The following is a 17,013-nucleotide window of genomic DNA, read 5'->3' as shown; positions in this document are numbered from 1 at the left end:
CCTTGATATGACTGCGTTGCAGACATGCCGCTGGCACGAGTTTGCCAACCGGACCCAACTCGAGCAGGCGGCCAGACGCTTCATCCTGGAAATTGCGGAACGGGCGATCGCCACGCATGGTGCGTTTCGCATCGCACTGGCCGGAGGCAATACCCCTCGTTATGTATATCAGTCACTCCGCACCGCAGAAACCGACTGGTCTGCCTGGCATATTTATTTCGGAGATGAAAGATGCCTGCCCGCCAAATCACCAGATCGCAACAGCCGCATGGCGCAAACCATGTGGCTCGATTATGTGAACATTCCACGACAACAGATACACCCGATCCCCGGCGAGCTTGGGCCGGAAACAGCGGCAGCCAGCTATGCACAACTTATTGCCGACATCGACGAATTCGATCTGGTGCTGCTTGGTTTGGGCGAAGACGGCCACACTGCCAGCCTGTTCCCCGGAGCGGCATGGGAGAAAGGGACTGCATTGCCGACAGTGATACCGATACACGATTCGCCCAAACCGCCACTACAAAGGGTCTCTCTTAGTCCTGCACGTTTAAGTCATGCCACGTGCGTCATGTACCTGGTTAGCGGAGAGAATAAACGAGAAGCTGTCATCAAATGGCGCGCCGGCATCGACATACCTGCCAGCAGAATAACTCCAGCCGGTGGCGTGGATATATTCTCAAGCATCTGTTGAAACCCATGCCATCGAGACAGACTCCTGTGTTTCATGGCGAGCACACCGTGATCAGCGCATTGGGCTCAACCATGTCGGTCTTTACCCGGTCAACCCGCCGTCTTGGCTTGCCCGGCGTTCTTGCGGGCCGCTTTTCCTGCCTTGGTTCTCAATAACGCTGGCCGCCGTTTCTTGGTCTTGGTGACGTGCACCGCTTTCAGGATCGGGTACATGGCGGTATTCCGCGCCTCCGTCAATGGGTCTATGCCCTCATTGTCCCTGGCTCTGATGTCCGCACCTTTCGCAACCAGAAATTCGACAATGCTCTTGCTTCCGCTGGTGATCGCATCGTGCAATGGGGTCAAGCCATCCTTGTCCTTGATGTTGACCTGTGCGCTATTTGCCACCAATAGCTCGACGATATCCTTGCTGCCCTGCAGAGCAGCGAGATGGAGCGGAGCACTGCCGTCCCTGAGTTTCTTGTCGACATCGGCACCGGCCGAGATCAGCAGTCTGGCCATTTCCTTTTGATCCTGCAGGATCGCGGCAGCCAGCGGCGTATAGTCACTTGATCCATAGGTATTCAAGTCAGCCGAATGATCCAGCAGCAATTCGGCCACCGCCTTGTTGCCATAAAAGGCCGCAGCAATCAGCGGAGTGATGCCGTCCGCGTCCTGGGAGTCCACATCCGCACCTGCGGCCAGCAGTTTGCGCACCTCATTCACATCGCCTGACTTTGCCGCCGCAACAAGATCATTGTTTGCATAAGAGTCTGCCAGCTGATTGCTCGCACAGCCGCAAAGCGAGAGCGGCAAAACCACGCACAATGCCCGAATGGCAGACAGCAAACGGCTGGCAGTTTTACCGGAAGGCTGGTCAATGGCGAAATGATCCGGGTCCATAGGACAAGGTCTTTAAAGGAGTGGGGGTTGGCAGGGCTTCATGCGCTGGCAGCGGCCGGCCTTTGCGGCCGTTTCCATTTCAGGAAGATCTCGTCATTCGGCATGGCTGGTTCGAGCATCTTGGCCTCCGCAATCTTTTCCCCGGCTATCGTCAATGCCTGGCTAGCAAATCTTTACCGCACCGCCACGAAGACAGCCCACGGTAATTATTGATCGCTCCACAATTCATTACACAAAATTTGCGAGCTACCGTCATTCCGGCGAAGGCCGGAATCCAGTCAAAAAAAACAATATCCCACAACCGGGGCAAAAGCATGTTGAATTAACTCGCTGGATTCCGGCCTTCGCCGGAATGACGAGGTAAAAGGTTTCGTGTGTTGTCGCCAATTCCAATTATGGAAACCTCAATAATTCTAACCGGACATGGGTTGCAGAATTGTGACGCATGCCATCCATGATCGGATCACCAGGGAATCTCGATCCCGTCGTTGCCGATGAATTTGCCCGAATCCGCCAGGCCGAGCCTGCTGATCACCCGACGCATGTCCGCAACACTCTGTTCCACCGGGATCATCGCATTGGGCCCGCCCATGTCGGTCTTCACCCAGCCCGGATTGAAAGCCACCGCGGTGATGCCTTTATCCTTCAGGTCGATCGCCAGGCTTTTCACGACGATGTTGGCCGCCGCCTTGCTGGAACGATACAGGTAACTGCCGCCGCTGCTGTTGTCCGCGACACTGCCCATCTGGCTGGTGATGGTCACGATGAGCTTCCGTCTGCTGCGCGCGATCTGGTCGACGAACGCTTCGACCATCTTGAGCGGAGCCATGGCATTGATACTGAATGCGGTCATCCATTCCGCATAGTCGGTGCGGCCGAAGCCGTTCTTGTCCGATGCCGGATAGACCCCGGCATTGTTCATGAGCAAGTCGATAGCCTCGTTGGACAGCACCTTCGCCAACTGTTCGATCTGTGCGTGGTCGGCCACATCGAGAGCATGGATCATGACCTGCCCGGGATGTTGCTTCGCCAGTTCAGTGAGCGCGACCGATTTGTCGGGATGACGGCAACATGCCAGCACACGCCACCCATCCGCCGCATATTGGCGGACAAACTCCAGCCCGATGCCGCGGTTCGCACCGGTAATCAACATGGTATTCGTCATCGCTTCCTGCCTCCATCCATCAATTGACACAACTCAGATCATTTCCTGAATATCCAGAAGAGCAACGATAGCACCAGCGAAACCACGATGCTGCTGGTGACCGGAAAATAGAAACTGAAGTCTTTGCGCTCGATCTGGATATCGCCGGGCAGGTGACCGATGCCCAGCTTCGACAACCAGGGCCAGGCTATCCCGAGCAGGATAAGAACGGCGCCGATGATAACGAGCCACTTGGCCATAGTCGTCACTTCCTGGTTGAGGGCAAGCGTGCATTCCCCGATAACGGCATTTTGCCCCTTCGCCATATTTATTTCACCCTCTGGCTGCTTGCCATGCTGCAAGTTTCTCGCGCATGCGTTTGTAGTGCGAACCGCGCCAGTATATCCGTCCGCATGCCGGGCACTGGTACAGCGGCTCACCCGGCCTGAGCGCATCGGCCGGCACGCGCCTCGATGCCGCCGCATCCGCGGCCACCAGGATGGTGTTGTCTAGCAGACAACGGGTAAAAGCGTGGCTTAGCCAATCCAGCGGGTAATGCTCATCCAGCAGTGCGATCAATCGATCCAGGTCTGCATGCGGCAGGGCCAACGCCACTCCGTGCGCAGCCTTGTGTTCGCGGATCAATGTGTCCTGCGTCAAAAAATGCCGCCCTTCCTCGCGGCATTGCCGCAGCAACTGCGCATCGCTTGCGCCGTCGCGGGCAAGCAGCGCATCGTAGCCTGCGGCGCGTAGGTAACGGCATAGCTGCCCGAGCATCTCGTCACACAAGAATCGCGGCATTGCTCTCATGGACCCGCCCCTGTCGAGAATGTGCGTGCGTACGATCCGGAATTCAGCGTCCCGGCTTGCCGCCGAACCGTTGCAACAGCTTCAGCATCGCCGCCGCCTTGTCCAGCGTCTCCTGATATTCCGCATCGCACTGCGAATCGGCGACGATGCCTCCGCCCGCCCAGCAGCGGATCTCCCGATTCGAATAGACCAGCGTGCGGATCGCGATGTTGGTATCCATGTCGCCGTCGAACCCGACATAGCCGATGCACCCGCAATACACGCCGCGCCGGTGCGGTTCGAGCTGCTCGATGATCTCCATCGCCCGCTGCTTGGGCGCGCCGGTGATGGAGCCACCGGGGAAGCATTCGCGCATCGCGTCCAGTGCATCGCATCCGTTCTGCAGCCTGCCCTCCACCGTGCTGACCAGATGATGCACGTTGGCAAAACTTTCCACCTCGAACAATTTGGGCGCGCGTACCGATCCCGGCTCGCAGCACTTGCCGAGATCGTTGCGCAACAGGTCCACGATCATCAGGTTCTCGGCGCGGTCTTTCGGATGCACGCGCAGCTCCTGCGCCAGCCTGGCATCCTCGACCGCATCGCTGCTGCGCGGCCGCGTACCCTTGATCGGCCTGGTCTCTACCCTGCCCTGCCGCACCTGCAGGAAACGCTCCGGCGATGCGCACAGGATCTGTACCTGCGGCCAGTCGAGGAAAGCGGCATAAGGTGCCGGACTCAATTTCCGCAACTCAAGATAGGCGGCGTATGCATCTCCCGAGGCTTGTGCTGCGTAGCGTTGCGCAAGGTTGATCTGGTAGCAGTCGCCTGCGTGCAGATATTTGTGCACCGCATCGAAGGCGGTTCGATAAGCGGCGGGAGTCAGGTTGGAATCGATCTTGCCCTGCACGCAAAAAACTTCCCCGCCCCCGACGGATGCCGCATCCAACCGCCGCAGGATCTGCGGCAGCACCTGTGCGGTCCCGGCGTAGCGCTGGCGCGACACCAGCCTTGCGCTCAGCTCCTGATGATCCAGGACGATCGCCCAATCGTAGATGCCGACGGCCATCTCCGGCAGATGCTCGGCGTCCAGCGCGATATGCGGGAGAGGGTGATAGCGGCGCGCCAGGTCATAGCTCCAGTAACCCAGCGCCCCGCCGGAAAAAGGAATGTCCGGCATGGGCTCTATGAATGCGCCCAGCGATTCCCGTATCAGCGAGAAAGGCTCTGCCGCCGCATGACGAACGCCGGAAGAATCGCGTATCTCAGTGCTTTCGCCCTGCGTGACCAGGGTAACGACAGGCTGCGCCACGAGAATATCGAAACGCCCGCTGCCGCCGCTATCCAGCCATGCCGCCCAAGGCAGATCGCGGATCGCCGCGAAGTAGGCACCGGCATCGGAGCAGTAAGGGAGAGGAGAGCTGTACAGCATCAATGATAAAATCGCATCCGGACCAATAAGGAAAACTTCACATGACCACCATCGTCGCAGTCAGAAAGAACGGCATCGCCGCCATCGCAGCAGACACCCTGACCACCTTCGGCAATACCCGCCTGCATGCCACGCAGGATGCCTCGCACGACAAGATCCTGCGCATCGGCGACAGCTACGTCGGCGTATGCGGCAGCGCGGCACACCACCTGGTGCTGTCCAGCCTGCTCGCCAAGACGCCGGACGTGCAGCTTAACAGCAAGGCGGCGATTTTTGAAACGTTCCGCAAACTGCATCCCATCCTGAAGGAAGAATGTTTCCTGAACCCCAAGGAAGACGAAGAAGACCCTTACGAATCGAGCCAGATCACCGCACTGATCGCCAACTCGCACGGCATCTTCGCTATCTACTCCATGCGCGAGGTGTTCGAGTACACGCAGTACTGGGCCATCGGTTCGGGCCACGAATTCTCGCTCGGCGCCATGTATCAGGCCTATGCGCGCAGCGACGATGCCACCGAGATCGCACGAGCGGGAGTGGAAGCAGGGATCGCGTTCGACAAGAACAGCGCCGCACCGATCACTTTATACAGCGTGAAGCTGGACTGAGCGTCCTTTACTGCAGAAAAAATAAGGAATTGTGAAGCTGCCCTCTTTACAACTCCAAGGCGATTTACAGCTTGGACAACAATGCCTAACGCAAAGCCAAGGGTTGCGCCGAAGGCGCGTCCCAGCAACCAAAGAGGACGAACTTGAGCGCAGAGTTAGGCTCTTGCCAGCCAAATAGCGGGGTCTCTACTGCCATGAAATACCGCCAAGACAACAATGCGATGTTGCTCAGCGCGAAATACACGCTGTACGGGAAGCGATTGGCAACGACACGCCGAATGTCCTCGCGAACAACGGCAAACTGGAGAGGGTGTTTCGATGCCAGCGACAGGCAACGTTCGATCTCGTCCATGAATTCCAAAGCAAGGCCGATTCGCTTGCTTTCGCACCACGCACTTGCTTCGATGAACTCTGCACTGGCGGCACGATGAAAATTAACCGGCAGACTCATTGCCTGATTTTGGCAAGAGCCGCGGCCTTTACTTCACTCCAGGGAACAACATCATCGGGGTTGGCAAGATGGTCTGCGAGGCGGTGATCAAGTTCTGTCTTTTGTGCCTCAGTCAACGAAGGCGTGGCACCGCGACTAACAATGCCATCCCAGATGGCATCAACCAACTCGATCTGTTCGTCAACGTCGAGCACGCGAGCTTGCTGCAAGAGTTGTGTGTTCACGATCTGTGACTCCATTCAAAACCAATGGGGCAATCCTAGCGCTCCTCACACCCTATGTCGAACGTATGCCTAACGTGGAGCTAAGGGGCGCGCCGAAGGCGCGTCCCAGCGGCCAAAGGGAGCGAACTTGAGCGCAGGGTTAGACCGAATATCACGCACTACGTGAATGGCGTGTCACGTATTTGCGAAGCACACCATCCATTCGTGATTGCCAACCTTCACCGGTTGACTTGAAGTAGGCAACGACCTCTGGGCTATAACGCACCGAGACAAGCAGTTTCTTGTTTTCAGACTTCGGACGCCCACGCAGGGCCCGGATTGGCACCATGGCTTTCAATTGCTTGGGCGTGAGTGGTTGCGCGTCAGGATCACTTTTAGCTGCAGCAGTAATGGCCTTATCCTCTTCCGTAGTGGGCATGCGGATAGTTGGGCGCTTAGAGATTTTCGACATAGTATTTCACCTCGCGACGATTGGCGCGGCGCAGGCTGATAACCCTTCGCAGTTCGCCTCGGTTTACAAATACCACGCAGTAAAGAGTTTCAGTTTTTGGTGCGAGTGCGATCATCCTCGTCTCGCCATACTCCAACCGTTCATCAACCCACACCAGCGCGGCTTCCCAGTCGAGGTCGACCGCCATAGACAGAGATACACCGTGCTTCGCATGGTTTGCTGCGTCCTTGGCGGGATCGAACTCGATTCTCATTGCTTTACTGTAGCTACAATAAATGAGATTGTCAAACGAGCCGCGTGCTGACTTTCGATGGGGTCTAACGTAAAGTTAAGGGGCGCGCCGAAGGCGCGTCCCAGCGACCAAAGGGAGCGAACTTGAACGCAGGGTTAGGCTGCGAAAATAAAGTAATCATTTATTCTCAGCCTCAACTAGGCATTGCTGGAGTTTCTTAATGAGTGCATGGACTTCCTCTTCACCAAGGTCAAGTGGATCGCCGTGCGAGCCTACTGCAATAAGACAGATCGCGGAGCCGTCGTACCAGACATCAAGGCGATCTTCAGAGAAAAGTTGTGGTGGCATGGGATTCACGTAGCGGCCTAACGTAAAGCTAAGGGGCGCGCCGAAGGCGCGTCCCAGCGACCAAAGGGAGCGAACTTGAGCGTTGGGTTAGCCATAGCTTTTGAAGTGGTCACTTGATGGGCAGGCTCAATGGGATTGAGAACGGCTTGTAGGTACATTCCCAAGCCTCCCCTTCCTTACTTCTCGAACACACCTTTACTTCACCATCTTTAGCGCTTTGAAAGAACACATCTACACTCATTATTGAGTCGAAGCAGAAATTCACGAGAGCGTCTTTTAGAAAGTTTTCACCATTCATGGTCAGCGATAGCTGACCGCCCGGAGTCGCATCGCATTGCCCGCGACCAACAGACGAGAAGCCTTTGTACTTTGCAACTAATCGAACCCCTTCAATTTCGCAGACAAGTGGTTTGCCGTTCCTGCGCTCTATAGCAGATGACTCAAGACTCGACGGGTTCCATACATCATCGAATCGCAATGAGAATTGACCTGAAGTAGGCATACAGGATGCGAAAAAGGTTTGTGAGACGGTATCCGCATATGCTTGGGCATGTAGCACGAAAATACAAAATACAACGAGGCTAAAACGATTAATCATAACGGTATTACTCCAATGGCTAACGTATAGCTAAGGGGCGCGCCGAAGGCGCGTCCCAGCGACCGAAGGGAGCGAACTTGAGCGTAGGGTTAGGCTGGCACATAAAACCCCCATGCGTTTGCCGATAACTCACCTGCTGCAAATAGTATGTATCGGCCTGCAGTTTCGATTTGATAAATGTGCATAGTATGCATTTGTGTGGAGTAACTCGGATGCGGAAGTCGGACAGGGTCATGCTTCGTCGCTTTCCATTCGTGATTCCATGGATTAACTCCGCCGACATTGATGCGTTCGCCCTCAACTACAACACCGACTACTTTCCAATTGTCCATTCCGTAGAGCCTAACGTGCAGCTAAGGGGCGCGCCGAAGGCGCGTCCCAGCGACCGGAGGGAGCGAACTTGAGCGTAGGGTTAGGCTGGCACATAAAACCCCCATGCGTTTGCCGATAACTCACCAGCTGCGAATAGTATGAATCGGCCCGCAGTTTCGATTTGATAAATGTGCATAGTATGCATTTGTGTCGAGTAACTCGGATGCGGAAGTCGGACAGGGTCATGCTTCGTCGCTTTCCATTCGTGATTCCATGGATTAACTCCGCCGACATTGATGCGTTCGCCCTCAACTACAACACCGACTACTTTCCAATTGTCCATTCGGTAGAGCCTAACGTAAAGTTAAGGGGCGCGCCGAAGGCGCGTCCCAGCGACCATAGGGAGCGAACTTGAACGCAAGGTTAGGCTTACTCATTTCAAGTTCCATTGGTACATCTCCTTGAAATCCTCAAAACAAGACTTGCAAACCCAATAAGTTTCCTCGTCATCGGTCCACCCCTCGTGCTGTATGTTCTCGGCATCTAGATCAGATATCTTCTGCGAACAAAACTCACAATGATCATGATCCCAGTGAGGGCGCGTTCTCGTCCATTTTTTCCACGACCATTTGTACTTGATGTAGAAGGACGGTTCCTTGCCAAATTCCAATCGCCAATCATCTTTTTCGATTGTCATGGTCTCGTCTTTATAGGCCTAACGTGTAGCTAAGGGGCGCGCCGAAGGCGCGTCCCAGTGACCGGAGGGAGCGAACTTGAGCGTAGGGTTAGGACGGCTCTTATGGTTCACTCCTTGTGTCAACCCAGCCCCCCTTATCAAAATAAAACTCAGCGTCAAATGATAAGGAAGGGCAACATATGCCGTCAGTTTTTTTCGGATCGTTTTCAACACCCCAGTTGTAGTCCTTTGCCGTATACCAAAGTTTATTGTCCTTGATATATATCCGTACAATGTTCTGAGGAAAGTTATCTGGCGTTTGTTTAGGGGTTGAATATTTTTCTACAACAAAAACCTTTCCGCGCTTGTCTGTTGATAAAGCGGCAAAAGCTGGCCTGTGCATGTTGTTGCCTGTAGTGCATCCAGTATCGATGCTATACATAGCTATAAAATAGGGTGAGCCTTGAATTTCGTATCTGACAATATTTTCCTCATCCATATAAATAAAGCAGCCAACTTTATTTGCATATCGAGTAATTGCACCAACAATTTTTTCAGTTGGAATTTCGGCTGTTTCGGCCAATGAAGACGCCGAGATTACTGAAATCAAAAGAGAGATAAGAATCTTAATCATATTTCAAGTCCTAACGTAAAGTAGACACCGCTAACGGTGTATATCCTAGAAAATCGAGGTGTATAATTTGCCGCATTCTGGTGAATAACCCTTTGTTTGTCTTGTGTCTATCAAGTCGGAGGCAATGAGATGGTTAACGAAACTACACCGCCTGCACCAACTCCTCCAAAATTGCTCGATCAAGTCCGTGACAAGATCAGGGTGAAGCATTACAGCATCCGCACCGAAACGCAATATGTGCAGTGGATCAAACGTTTCATTCTGTTTCACGGCAAGCGTCATCCGAAAGACATGGGCGCCGCTGAAGTGGAGGCTTTTTTAACGCATCTTGCGGTCGAGGGTAATGTCTCGGCCTCTACACAAAATCAGGCTTTGTCTGCGCTGTTGTTTCTTTACCGCGAGGTGCTCGGGATGGAGTTGCCCTGGCTGGATGATGTGGTGCGGGCGAAGAAGCCGCAACGCTTGCCGTCGGTGTTGAATCGCGAAGAGGTGTCATTGGTGCTGGAGCGCATGGAAGGTACGTATGGTTTGATGGCCCGGTTGCTCTATGGAACAGGCATGCGACTGATGGAATGCTGTCGATTGCGGGTGAAGGATATTGATTTTCGGCAGCGCGAGATATTGATCCGCGATGGCAAGGGCGCGAAGGATCGTGTAACGATGTTGCCAGAAACGCTTATCAAGCCTTTGCAGGAGTATCTGCTCAAGCGCCGCCGCTTGTTCGAGGATGATTTGAGCAAAGGGATGACGGAGGTGTATCTGCCTGACGCACTGGCCCGCAAATATCCCAACGCTGCCCAGGAGTGGATTTGGCAATATGTCTTTCCTTCCGGCAGCTATTCGGTCGATCCGCGCAGCGGGCGCGAACGTCGCCACCATATCGATGAGAAGCTGCTGCAACGCGCGATGAAGAAAGCGGTGACGGCTTCCGGCATAACCAAGTTTGCTACCCCGCACACCTTGCGCCATTCCTTCGCCACGCATTTGCTGGAGGGTGGCTACGATATCCGCACCGTGCAAGAACTGCTCGGCCATTCCGATGTTTCGACCACGATGATCTACACGCATGTGCTGAACAAGGGCGGACGCGGTGTAACGAGTCCGCTGGACAAGATGCACTAGAGCCGCGATTTCACGCTGCTACTCTTCCGCCATCTCCGCACTCTGCAGCGGCACTTCCGCCGCCTTCTTCAGCACGCTGATCGGCAAGCTCACCTTCACCGTCGACACCTTGTCGGCATAGAGCTCTTCGCCGAGCAGCGGCACGAGATTGGTCGGCTGGCGCGAGTGCTTGGGAAAGTTCTGCTTGATCGCTTCCAGTTGCTGCTGGTTGGCCTTGAAGTAGCGGTTGGCCTGGATGACCTGCGGCAGGTGCTTGATCAGGTGCCACAGGCTCCAGCGATGTTGCCACAGACGTCTGGCGAAAGTGCGCTGGTAGTTCTTGCTGTTGTAGAAGCGCTGGATGTGCCAGTTGTAGAGCGCATCCATCTCTTCGCGCGAAGAAAAACCTTTGGGCAGGAACACGAAGTTGAGGCAATTCATCAGGCGCCAGTCTTCGATGAAATCGCCCTCTTCGCCGCTCACGCATTCGTCCCAGATCGGCGCGCCATACAGCGGGCTGAACTTGGTCATGTTCATCTCGTCGAGATCCAGCGAGAGGATGAAGTCGCTGGTGGTCTTCACCGTTTCGGGCGTCTCGCCCGGCATGCCGAAGATGAACAGGCCTTTCGCGCGCAAGCCTGCGGCATGGATCTGTTGCACGGTCTTCGTCACTGCTTCCAGCGTCACGCCCGCCTTGTGCCGCTCCATCATGGCCGGGTCGGCGGACTCGATGCCCATCGACACCATCAGCGCACCCGCCTGCTTCAGGCGTTGCAGCATCTCGTCCGAAGTGTGGCCGGTGCGGATGGCGCAGTTGAACTGCATGCCCAGCGGCTTCGCAATGAGCAGGTCGCACAGGTCGAACACGCGCTTCTTTTGCGCGGTGAACAGGTCGTCGTAGAAGTTGATGTGGTACACGCCGAACCTGTCGCGCAGATGCTTCATGTGGTCGTAGATGTACTGCGCGGAGTTGACCTTGTACAGGCGCTCGAACACGGTGCGGTCGCAGAACGAGCAGGTGTAGGGGCAGCCGCGCGAGGTGATCATGGTCGCGCCGTGTTTCTTCTCGTAGGAGAACAACGGCAGGTGATAGGCATCGGGAAAACCCTGCAGCTTCTCGTAGGCAGGGAACGGCAGTTCGTCCAGGTTCAGGATGCGCTGGCGGCGCGGATTGGAAACGATGCGCTCGCCGTCGCGGTAGACCAGGTTGTAGATGTCCTGCGGCGGCTTGCCGTCGGCAAGGTCGAGCATCGCGCCTTCGCCTTCGCCTATGCACAGGTAATCGATCTCGGGGAAGTGCTCAAGCAGCGGCGCGCCGATGGACGAGACATGCACGTTGCCGAAGGCGATCTTGATGCCGGGACGTTTCTGCCTGATGTATCGCGCCATATCCACCGCATCCATGAAGCCGGAAGTGGTGGCGGAGAAACCGACCATCTGTGGGTCCGTCGCGAGTATGAGCTCGGCGTTCTCTTCGATACCCGGTGGCGCGAAAGGGCCCAGGCAGTCATGCACGAAAGTCTCGTGGCCGTGCTGGTCCAGCCATGCCGCCAGCGAGAGGATGCCGATCGGCGGCATGCGATTCGCCAATACAGAAAAGTCCGGCTGGCCGGGAACGAAGTTGAAACCGGCCGGATGGACAAAGGTGATGCGCATGGGGATTCGGCGTGGAGGTTGACGCCGTTACTTTAAAGCCACTTGCGCCAGATCAACAAGGGTATGCGGATAATAAATCCGGCGAATAACCGCAAATGCATTCCGGTCAATAGCAGGTTGTCGCGCAGGTAATTGAAGTGCGACACGCCGCCTTCCTCCGGCCGCAGGTATTTGACCGGCGCCGGGATGTTGACCGGACGCGCACCGTGCCAGCACAGGCGCACTGCCGCTTCGGGGTCGAAATCGAAGTGCCGCATCCAGTAACTCTTTTCCATGACGCGCATCAGCAGGTGCGCGGGATAGACGCGGAAGCCGTACAGCGAATCGCCGATGCCCTGCCACAGCGTCTCCAGGTTCGCCCACCAGTTGGAGACCTTGCGCCCGCGCACGCGCAGTGCAGGCGCGCTCGCGTCGAACACCGGTACGCCGAGCACCAGCGCATTGGTATCGGCCATGGAGGCCGCCATGAACTCGGGTATCTTCTCCGCCGGATGCTGCCCGTCCGAATCCATGGTCAGCACATGCGTGAAACCCGATTTGGTCGCCTCGCGCACGCCATACAGCACCGCCGCACCTTTGCCGTGGTTCTCTTTCGTCACCAGCACGCGCAGGCCGGGATCACTTGCAGCCATGCGCAGCAGTTCCACTTCGCTGCCGTCGGTGCTGCCGTCGATCACCACCCATACCGGTGTCCATTGCTCGCGTGCGGAACGCACGGTGGGATACAGCGCAGGCCCGGTGTTGTAACTCGGGATCAGGACGAGGTGCGTGGTCGAAGCGGTGCTCATGCGTGTTCCCTGTCTTTCTGCGCCTGCATTTCGTGGCGGTAATAATCTTCCAGATCGGTGACGAATCCCTTCACCTCGCCTGTCGCCTCGAAGCGTTCGCCGAGACGCACGCGATACACCAGCGGAAATTCCGGTTTCTTCAGCAGCGGCCAGTGCTTGCCCAGGAAAGGACTGTTTGTTTCGATGAATGCGGTCTGGATCGGCACGCCCGATTTTTGCGCGACCAGGCCGAAACCGCCCTTGAACGGATTGACCGGGTCGCTCACGGTGCGCGTGCCTTCAGGGAAGATCAGCAGCTGGCTGCCCTCGCGCGTTGCGATCGCGGCGCGGCGGATCAGGTTGCCGGTGGAGTCGTTGCGGATGTACCCCGCCATGCTGGCGCCGCCGCCGAGCAGCGGGTTGTCGAGCAGGTTCGCCTTCAGCACGCACACCATGCGCGGCAGGCGCGAGCCGATGAGCACGACGTCGATCAGTGACGGATGATTGGTGGTGATGATGAGCGGCACGCCGCGCAAGGCATCCAGTGCCTGCAGGTCGCACTTCACCAGGCCGCTGGCACGCACCACGAACAGGTAGATGCGGAACACCACCATGATGGCGTACTGTCCGATCCGCTCGCCAAGACGCCGCGGCAGCAGATGGCGCAGCACGCTGGCCGGCAGGCTCCACGCCAGGCACATCAGCGCGAAGAACAGCAACCCGCCGTACAGCACGATGTATTCATACAGGGATTTCAGTTGTCGCCAGACCCGCATCTTATTGTCTTTTCCCTGGTTCCATTCTCGTCCATGCCCAAGCGTAGCATACGGCCATGCCGTTTTTATGACTGCAGTGCGCTCAATCGTCGTTCACTTCGACCAGTTTGTCCGACCGGTTGAACGTCCAGGTGGCGGCGATGCCGATGGTGAAGTAGCTCTTGCTCTTGACCAGCGGGCTGTCGGCAAAGACCGCGCCGTTCAGGTTGTCCCACTTCATGAAGCCGCCCACCCAGTGCCCGTCCTGCTGGCGCCGGTTGAAAGCGAATATGTACTGCATGCCGGAGTAGCCGCCGCTCGCCGTGTAGGCGGGACGCGTCGACGTCGCATACTGCGGAGCGACGTCGTAGAAATACTGGTGGTAGCGCCGGTCCGAGAAGATCGGACCGCCCACCAGGCCGATGTTCCAGCCGCTGTGGTCGATGTCGCGAAAATCCACATCCAGTTGCGGCTGGAACAGCCAGCCGACGCCCTGCACATGCTTGAAGTCGGACGCGATCACGCCGCGCAGCGGCATACGCAGATCGAGGGTGTTCTTTTTATCGCCGGAATACAACAGATGGATATTGAGCGAGGGGCCGACCTCCAATGTCGGATCCAGGTCGGGCATGCCCTGCCGCGCGATCGAGCCCTTGGCGGGAACCGAGCCGTTCAGGCTGACATCGACCTCGGCCGTGTCGCGCTTGAAGATCAGTCCGCGCACCCGTTCGCGGTTGACCTGGAGTTTCTCGCCGCGATAGACGAAATACGGGATCGGCAACAGGAACGAGCGGCGCTCGTTCGAACCCCGGTACATCGGGAAATCGATGGCGGCGAAACCCGCACCGACTTCCCACTCGGGCTTGAGTTCCGTCTGCGCGTACGCGCCGGAAAGGCAGCAGAGCAAAGACAGGAGTGCAATTGATCGAACGAGAATCTTCATGTGTCGGAGACCGGCGTGCTACTTCGCATCGTTGAAATAGGCACCCTCGATCTCCAGCAGCAAATCGGAACGGCAGATATTGGAATGAAGATAAACGGCTTTGCATGCCGAGCCGAACTCGGCCTGCACTTTGGTTTGCACCATCGGCAAGTCTTCGATCCGGCGCACATAGACCTTGAGCAGCATGCGCCCCTGGGCCGGGTCATAGTCCGGGATCTGCTGCAGCAGCGTGCGGATGTTGAGCAGCGTTTCATCGGTCTGCTTTTCGGCGTCGCCCTGGTGCATCGTTTCATAGCCGACGATGCTGGCAGTACCGGAGATGAAGAAACAATACTGGCCGCCCAGAGTCGCCGACATGGCGCGCACGAAGATCGGGCTGCTCGGGCCGAATCGTTCCGGATAGTGGTAAGCGCTGACCTGGCGCGGGTTCTCCACCGCTTTGCCGGGCTGCTTGCCGGCCATGAAGTAGACCGCCAGCGAGCCGCTGTTGCTGCCCAGCGCACTCGCCGCAGGCACGCTTTCCTCGCCGATGCTGCGGCCATTCGCAACGAAGGACGCATGCCGTCCGACGTTGAAGCCGCGATAGCGCTCGAGGCCGTTCTCGTCGTCGTTGATATATGGGAAGTAATGCCAGACGCGCAACAGATTGCGGTAACCGAAATGATCGATGAAGGCGAAGATGCGCATATAGGCTTGCGCTGCCAGTTGCTCCAGGGTGTCGCCTGCGCGCTGTTCGAGGGTGAGGCTGCCGAACAGCACTTCGCCGTCGCCGGTACCGCACATGTTCTGGTGCTCGCATTTAACGACCGGGGCCTCGCTGGCCCATACTTCAAAGCTGCTGTCCTGCCCGCCCAGCACGGGGATGTCGACCCAAAGGGGAGCGCATGCCGCTGCCGGCAATGGCATGGTGCGACCGAAACCGATCACACCCAGCACATGACCATTGTGCCTTTCGAGATATGCGCCAATTTCGTCGGCGTTGAGATAGGCCAGCCTGGATGGCTTGTTGCTTTGCATATCAGCCTGCCACCGCAAACTCGATGGCGCGGGGCGCACATTTGCGTTTGCGCCAAGCCATAAAACCGAACTTCAGATTGAAGAAACCCAGCATCTCAAATCGCCCTGAACATGAACCAGCCACTTTGACTGTGCCTACAGGATGAACGGCACGAACATCTTGGTGCGCTTCATGTATTCCCGATAATCCTCGCCGAAATAGCTGAGATTTTCTTGCTCTTCCACGCGCGAAGTGGCCATCAGAAAGACGCTCGCGATCACCGCCAGCGCACTCCCGGCCAGCGAAGGCTGCTTGCAGAAGAAGCCCCAGCACAGCAGGAACAGCGAGCCGTACATGGGATGCCTGATGTAGCGGTATATTCCGTTGGTCACCAGGGCTGTGGTCTTTTCAAATGCCAGCATCGGCACATCGTCGCGTTTGGCGTCCCGCTTGCCCATCCAGTGCAGCAAGGCCACGCTCGAAACGACCAGCAGCAGCGAACAGAAGAACAGCGTCCCGGCGATCAACTGGCGCGGCGAGTCGGGCTCGTCATCCCAGACGTCCATGTTCAGCACGAACAGACCCAGCATGCATTCCCAGGCGAAGAAACGATAGAACCCGTGAGCGAACCCGTGTACGCCGGGTTTAAGCAGTGAATTGCGCGACACCAAAGCCAGTGCCAGTGTTACGACGACAAATACAGTTACTTCTCGCACAGCCCCACTCCTGCTTGATGAGATGGGCGGAGATACCCGCCGTTCCGGGCGGACATTTAACCAGCAATGCCGTGAGGTGTCCACTTCAACGGCGCCCGGCACGGCTTATTCGCCCTTGTTGACCTCGATGCGCGTCAACAATTGTTCTCCGCCGGAATTGAAGGTCAGCACGCCCTCACTCTTGTATGCATACTGGATGACCCAGCGATCCGGCCCGAAATAGAACGGGATGGATGCCTTGCCCGTCGGGTGAGTCCAGCGTTTGGTCGGCGGCCCGATCAGTTTCTCCACCTGGTTCAGGGACATGCCGGTTTTCAGCTTGGCGAACTTGCTGCCCGGCGCCGGTTTGCCGACGACCTCGCTCTCGACTGGCGCCTCTTTGATCACTTCTTTTGGCGCCTCCCTTTTTGGACTTTCCCTGGCAGGCGCAGTCCTGGTGGTGGGCGCATTTTCGGGCGTCTCCGTTTTCACCGGCCGCGAAGCACATGCTGTCGCCAATGCGGCGCTCAAAACGATGACAACCAGATGTGCATGCTTCATTGCAGCCCCCTTCTCAACCACGCCGGATGGCGCCCTTCCCCGACCTCACGCTCGACGAGCATCT

Annotated in this window: 22 protein-coding genes; 3 read left to right on the top strand and 19 right to left on the bottom strand. The window is 56.9% G+C overall.

What is annotated here, in order from left to right:
* Positions 1–7 precede the first annotated feature (7 nt).
* The gene (gene pgl, locus SLIT_RS01955; RefSeq protein ID WP_013028533.1) at positions 8–694 is read left to right on the top strand and encodes a 6-phosphogluconolactonase; all 687 of its coding nucleotides are present in this window, start codon (positions 8–10) and stop codon (positions 692–694) included.
* A gap of 89 nt (positions 695–783) precedes the next feature.
* Here the strand turns inward: pgl and SLIT_RS01950 are convergent, their stop codons facing one another.
* From SLIT_RS01950 to pabB, 5 genes are all read right to left on the bottom strand, one after another.
* Complete coding sequence (locus SLIT_RS01950; protein WP_013028532.1) at positions 784–1,575, bottom strand: ankyrin repeat domain-containing protein; 792 nt, start codon at positions 1,573–1,575, stop codon at positions 784–786.
* Positions 1,576–2,038: 463 nt separating this feature from the next.
* Positions 2,039–2,740: an SDR family oxidoreductase gene (locus tag SLIT_RS01940; protein ID WP_013028531.1), complete on the bottom strand. Its 702-nt coding sequence runs from the start codon at positions 2,738–2,740 to the stop codon at positions 2,039–2,041.
* A gap of 38 nt (positions 2,741–2,778) precedes the next feature.
* Entirely contained in the window at positions 2,779–3,045 is a 267-nt protein-coding gene (locus tag SLIT_RS01935) for a DUF2905 domain-containing protein (protein WP_013028530.1), read from the bottom strand.
* 7 nt (positions 3,046–3,052) lie between these two features.
* Positions 3,053–3,529 (bottom strand): Mut7-C RNAse domain-containing protein, encoded by a 477-nt coding sequence (locus SLIT_RS01930; RefSeq protein ID WP_013028529.1) that lies wholly within the window; start codon positions 3,527–3,529, stop codon positions 3,053–3,055.
* Positions 3,530–3,572: 43 nt separating this feature from the next.
* A complete protein-coding gene (gene pabB / locus SLIT_RS01925; RefSeq protein WP_013028528.1) occupies positions 3,573–4,940 on the bottom strand; it encodes an aminodeoxychorismate synthase component I in 1,368 nt (455 codons plus the stop codon).
* Between the two features lie 41 nt (positions 4,941–4,981).
* Here pabB and SLIT_RS01920 point away from each other — a divergent pair, with 41 nt between their 5' ends.
* Positions 4,982–5,548: an Ntn hydrolase family protein gene (locus SLIT_RS01920; RefSeq protein WP_013028527.1), complete on the top strand. Its 567-nt coding sequence runs from the start codon at positions 4,982–4,984 to the stop codon at positions 5,546–5,548.
* A gap of 85 nt (positions 5,549–5,633) precedes the next feature.
* Here SLIT_RS01920 and SLIT_RS01915 read toward each other — a convergent pair whose 3' ends face one another.
* The 7 genes from SLIT_RS01915 to SLIT_RS01885 form a co-directional block, all read right to left on the bottom strand.
* Entirely contained in the window at positions 5,634–5,999 is a 366-nt protein-coding gene (locus SLIT_RS01915) for a hypothetical protein (RefSeq protein WP_013028526.1), read from the bottom strand.
* Positions 5,996–6,223 carry an addiction module protein gene (locus tag SLIT_RS01910; RefSeq protein ID WP_041420965.1) on the bottom strand — a complete coding sequence of 76 codons (228 nt, stop codon included), beginning with the start codon at positions 6,221–6,223 and terminating at the stop codon, positions 5,996–5,998. The genes SLIT_RS01915 and SLIT_RS01910 overlap by 4 nt, the downstream gene beginning before the upstream one ends.
* Positions 6,224–6,374: 151 nt before the next feature.
* Positions 6,375–6,674: a BrnA antitoxin family protein gene (locus SLIT_RS15495; protein ID WP_013028524.1), complete on the bottom strand. Its 300-nt coding sequence runs from the start codon at positions 6,672–6,674 to the stop codon at positions 6,375–6,377.
* On the bottom strand, positions 6,658–6,927 hold the full coding sequence (locus tag SLIT_RS01905) for a BrnT family toxin (protein ID WP_013028523.1): 270 nt from the start codon (positions 6,925–6,927) through the stop codon (positions 6,658–6,660). Before SLIT_RS01905 ends, SLIT_RS15495 begins: the two co-directional genes overlap by 17 nt.
* Positions 6,928–7,083: 156 nt before the next feature.
* Positions 7,084–7,254 (bottom strand): hypothetical protein, encoded by a 171-nt coding sequence (locus SLIT_RS16030; RefSeq protein WP_190272143.1) that lies wholly within the window; start codon positions 7,252–7,254, stop codon positions 7,084–7,086.
* A gap of 109 nt (positions 7,255–7,363) precedes the next feature.
* Positions 7,364–7,852: a hypothetical protein gene (locus SLIT_RS01900; RefSeq protein ID WP_013028522.1), complete on the bottom strand. Its 489-nt coding sequence runs from the start codon at positions 7,850–7,852 to the stop codon at positions 7,364–7,366.
* Between the two features lie 1,109 nt (positions 7,853–8,961).
* Complete coding sequence (locus tag SLIT_RS01885; RefSeq protein WP_013028519.1) at positions 8,962–9,474, bottom strand: hypothetical protein; 513 nt, start codon at positions 9,472–9,474, stop codon at positions 8,962–8,964.
* Between the two features lie 129 nt (positions 9,475–9,603).
* Here SLIT_RS01885 and SLIT_RS01880 point away from each other — a divergent pair, with 129 nt between their 5' ends.
* Entirely contained in the window at positions 9,604–10,596 is a 993-nt protein-coding gene (locus SLIT_RS01880; RefSeq protein ID WP_013028518.1) for an integron integrase, read from the top strand.
* An 18-nt stretch (positions 10,597–10,614) separates the two neighbouring features.
* Here SLIT_RS01880 and SLIT_RS01875 read toward each other — a convergent pair whose 3' ends face one another.
* From SLIT_RS01875 to SLIT_RS15015, 7 genes are all read right to left on the bottom strand, one after another.
* Complete coding sequence (locus SLIT_RS01875; protein WP_013028517.1) at positions 10,615–12,231, bottom strand: B12-binding domain-containing radical SAM protein; 1,617 nt, start codon at positions 12,229–12,231, stop codon at positions 10,615–10,617.
* Positions 12,232–12,263: 32 nt separating this feature from the next.
* On the bottom strand, positions 12,264–13,019 hold the full coding sequence (locus SLIT_RS01870; RefSeq protein WP_013028516.1) for a glycosyltransferase family 2 protein: 756 nt from the start codon (positions 13,017–13,019) through the stop codon (positions 12,264–12,266).
* Positions 13,016–13,774 carry a lysophospholipid acyltransferase family protein gene (locus SLIT_RS01865; RefSeq protein WP_013028515.1) on the bottom strand — a complete coding sequence of 253 codons (759 nt, stop codon included), beginning with the start codon at positions 13,772–13,774 and terminating at the stop codon, positions 13,016–13,018. Before SLIT_RS01865 ends, SLIT_RS01870 begins: the two co-directional genes overlap by 4 nt.
* A gap of 82 nt (positions 13,775–13,856) precedes the next feature.
* Positions 13,857–14,696, bottom strand: a complete 840-nt coding sequence (locus tag SLIT_RS01860) for a MipA/OmpV family protein (protein WP_013028514.1) — start codon at positions 14,694–14,696, stop codon at positions 13,857–13,859.
* Between the two features lie 18 nt (positions 14,697–14,714).
* Complete coding sequence (locus tag SLIT_RS01855; RefSeq protein ID WP_013028513.1) at positions 14,715–15,713, bottom strand: chorismate transformation FkbO/Hyg5 family protein; 999 nt, start codon at positions 15,711–15,713, stop codon at positions 14,715–14,717.
* 135 nt (positions 15,714–15,848) lie between these two features.
* A complete protein-coding gene (locus SLIT_RS01850; protein WP_013028511.1) occupies positions 15,849–16,409 on the bottom strand; it encodes a methyltransferase family protein in 561 nt (186 codons plus the stop codon).
* Between the two features lie 105 nt (positions 16,410–16,514).
* Positions 16,515–16,949 carry a hypothetical protein gene (locus tag SLIT_RS15015; RefSeq protein ID WP_013028510.1) on the bottom strand — a complete coding sequence of 145 codons (435 nt, stop codon included), beginning with the start codon at positions 16,947–16,949 and terminating at the stop codon, positions 16,515–16,517.
* Positions 16,950–17,013: the final 64 nt, after the last annotated feature.

The sequence above is a fragment of the Sideroxydans lithotrophicus ES-1 genome, from assembly GCF_000025705.1.
Taxonomy (GTDB): Bacteria; Pseudomonadota; Gammaproteobacteria; order Burkholderiales; family Gallionellaceae; genus Sideroxyarcus; species Sideroxyarcus lithotrophicus.
Note: the sequence above shows the minus strand (reverse complement) of the source record. Positions and strands in the feature narration are given on the sequence as shown.

What these genes read in the sequence shown, in the direction of transcription:
- pgl (WP_013028533.1), top strand. Translation starts at nt 8, where the DNA reads ATGACTGCGTTGCAGACATGCCGCTGGCACGAGTTTGCCAACCGGACC.
- SLIT_RS01950 (WP_013028532.1), bottom strand. Translation starts at nt 1,575, where the DNA reads ATGGACCCGGATCATTTCGCCATTGACCAGCCTTCCGGTAAAACTGCC.
- SLIT_RS01940 (WP_013028531.1), bottom strand. Translation starts at nt 2,740, where the DNA reads ATGACGAATACCATGTTGATTACCGGTGCGAACCGCGGCATCGGGCTG.
- SLIT_RS01935 (WP_013028530.1), bottom strand. Translation starts at nt 3,045, where the DNA reads ATGGCGAAGGGGCAAAATGCCGTTATCGGGGAATGCACGCTTGCCCTC.
- SLIT_RS01930 (WP_013028529.1), bottom strand. Translation starts at nt 3,529, where the DNA reads ATGAGAGCAATGCCGCGATTCTTGTGTGACGAGATGCTCGGGCAGCTA.
- pabB (WP_013028528.1), bottom strand. Translation starts at nt 4,940, where the DNA reads ATGCTGTACAGCTCTCCTCTCCCTTACTGCTCCGATGCCGGTGCCTAC.
- SLIT_RS01920 (WP_013028527.1), top strand. Translation starts at nt 4,982, where the DNA reads ATGACCACCATCGTCGCAGTCAGAAAGAACGGCATCGCCGCCATCGCA.
- SLIT_RS01915 (WP_013028526.1), bottom strand. Translation starts at nt 5,999, where the DNA reads ATGAGTCTGCCGGTTAATTTTCATCGTGCCGCCAGTGCAGAGTTCATC.
- SLIT_RS15495 (WP_013028524.1), bottom strand. Translation starts at nt 6,674, where the DNA reads ATGTCGAAAATCTCTAAGCGCCCAACTATCCGCATGCCCACTACGGAA.
- SLIT_RS01905 (WP_013028523.1), bottom strand. Translation starts at nt 6,927, where the DNA reads ATGAGAATCGAGTTCGATCCCGCCAAGGACGCAGCAAACCATGCGAAG.
- SLIT_RS16030 (WP_190272143.1), bottom strand. Translation starts at nt 7,254, where the DNA reads ATGCCACCACAACTTTTCTCTGAAGATCGCCTTGATGTCTGGTACGAC.
- SLIT_RS01900 (WP_013028522.1), bottom strand. Translation starts at nt 7,852, where the DNA reads ATGATTAATCGTTTTAGCCTCGTTGTATTTTGTATTTTCGTGCTACAT.
- SLIT_RS01885 (WP_013028519.1), bottom strand. Translation starts at nt 9,474, where the DNA reads ATGATTAAGATTCTTATCTCTCTTTTGATTTCAGTAATCTCGGCGTCT.
- SLIT_RS01880 (WP_013028518.1), top strand. Translation starts at nt 9,604, where the DNA reads ATGGTTAACGAAACTACACCGCCTGCACCAACTCCTCCAAAATTGCTC.
- SLIT_RS01875 (WP_013028517.1), bottom strand. Translation starts at nt 12,231, where the DNA reads ATGCGCATCACCTTTGTCCATCCGGCCGGTTTCAACTTCGTTCCCGGC.
- SLIT_RS01870 (WP_013028516.1), bottom strand. Translation starts at nt 13,019, where the DNA reads ATGAGCACCGCTTCGACCACGCACCTCGTCCTGATCCCGAGTTACAAC.
- SLIT_RS01865 (WP_013028515.1), bottom strand. Translation starts at nt 13,774, where the DNA reads ATGCGGGTCTGGCGACAACTGAAATCCCTGTATGAATACATCGTGCTG.
- SLIT_RS01860 (WP_013028514.1), bottom strand. Translation starts at nt 14,696, where the DNA reads ATGAAGATTCTCGTTCGATCAATTGCACTCCTGTCTTTGCTCTGCTGC.
- SLIT_RS01855 (WP_013028513.1), bottom strand. Translation starts at nt 15,713, where the DNA reads ATGCAAAGCAACAAGCCATCCAGGCTGGCCTATCTCAACGCCGACGAA.
- SLIT_RS15015 (WP_013028510.1), bottom strand. Translation starts at nt 16,949, where the DNA reads ATGAAGCATGCACATCTGGTTGTCATCGTTTTGAGCGCCGCATTGGCG.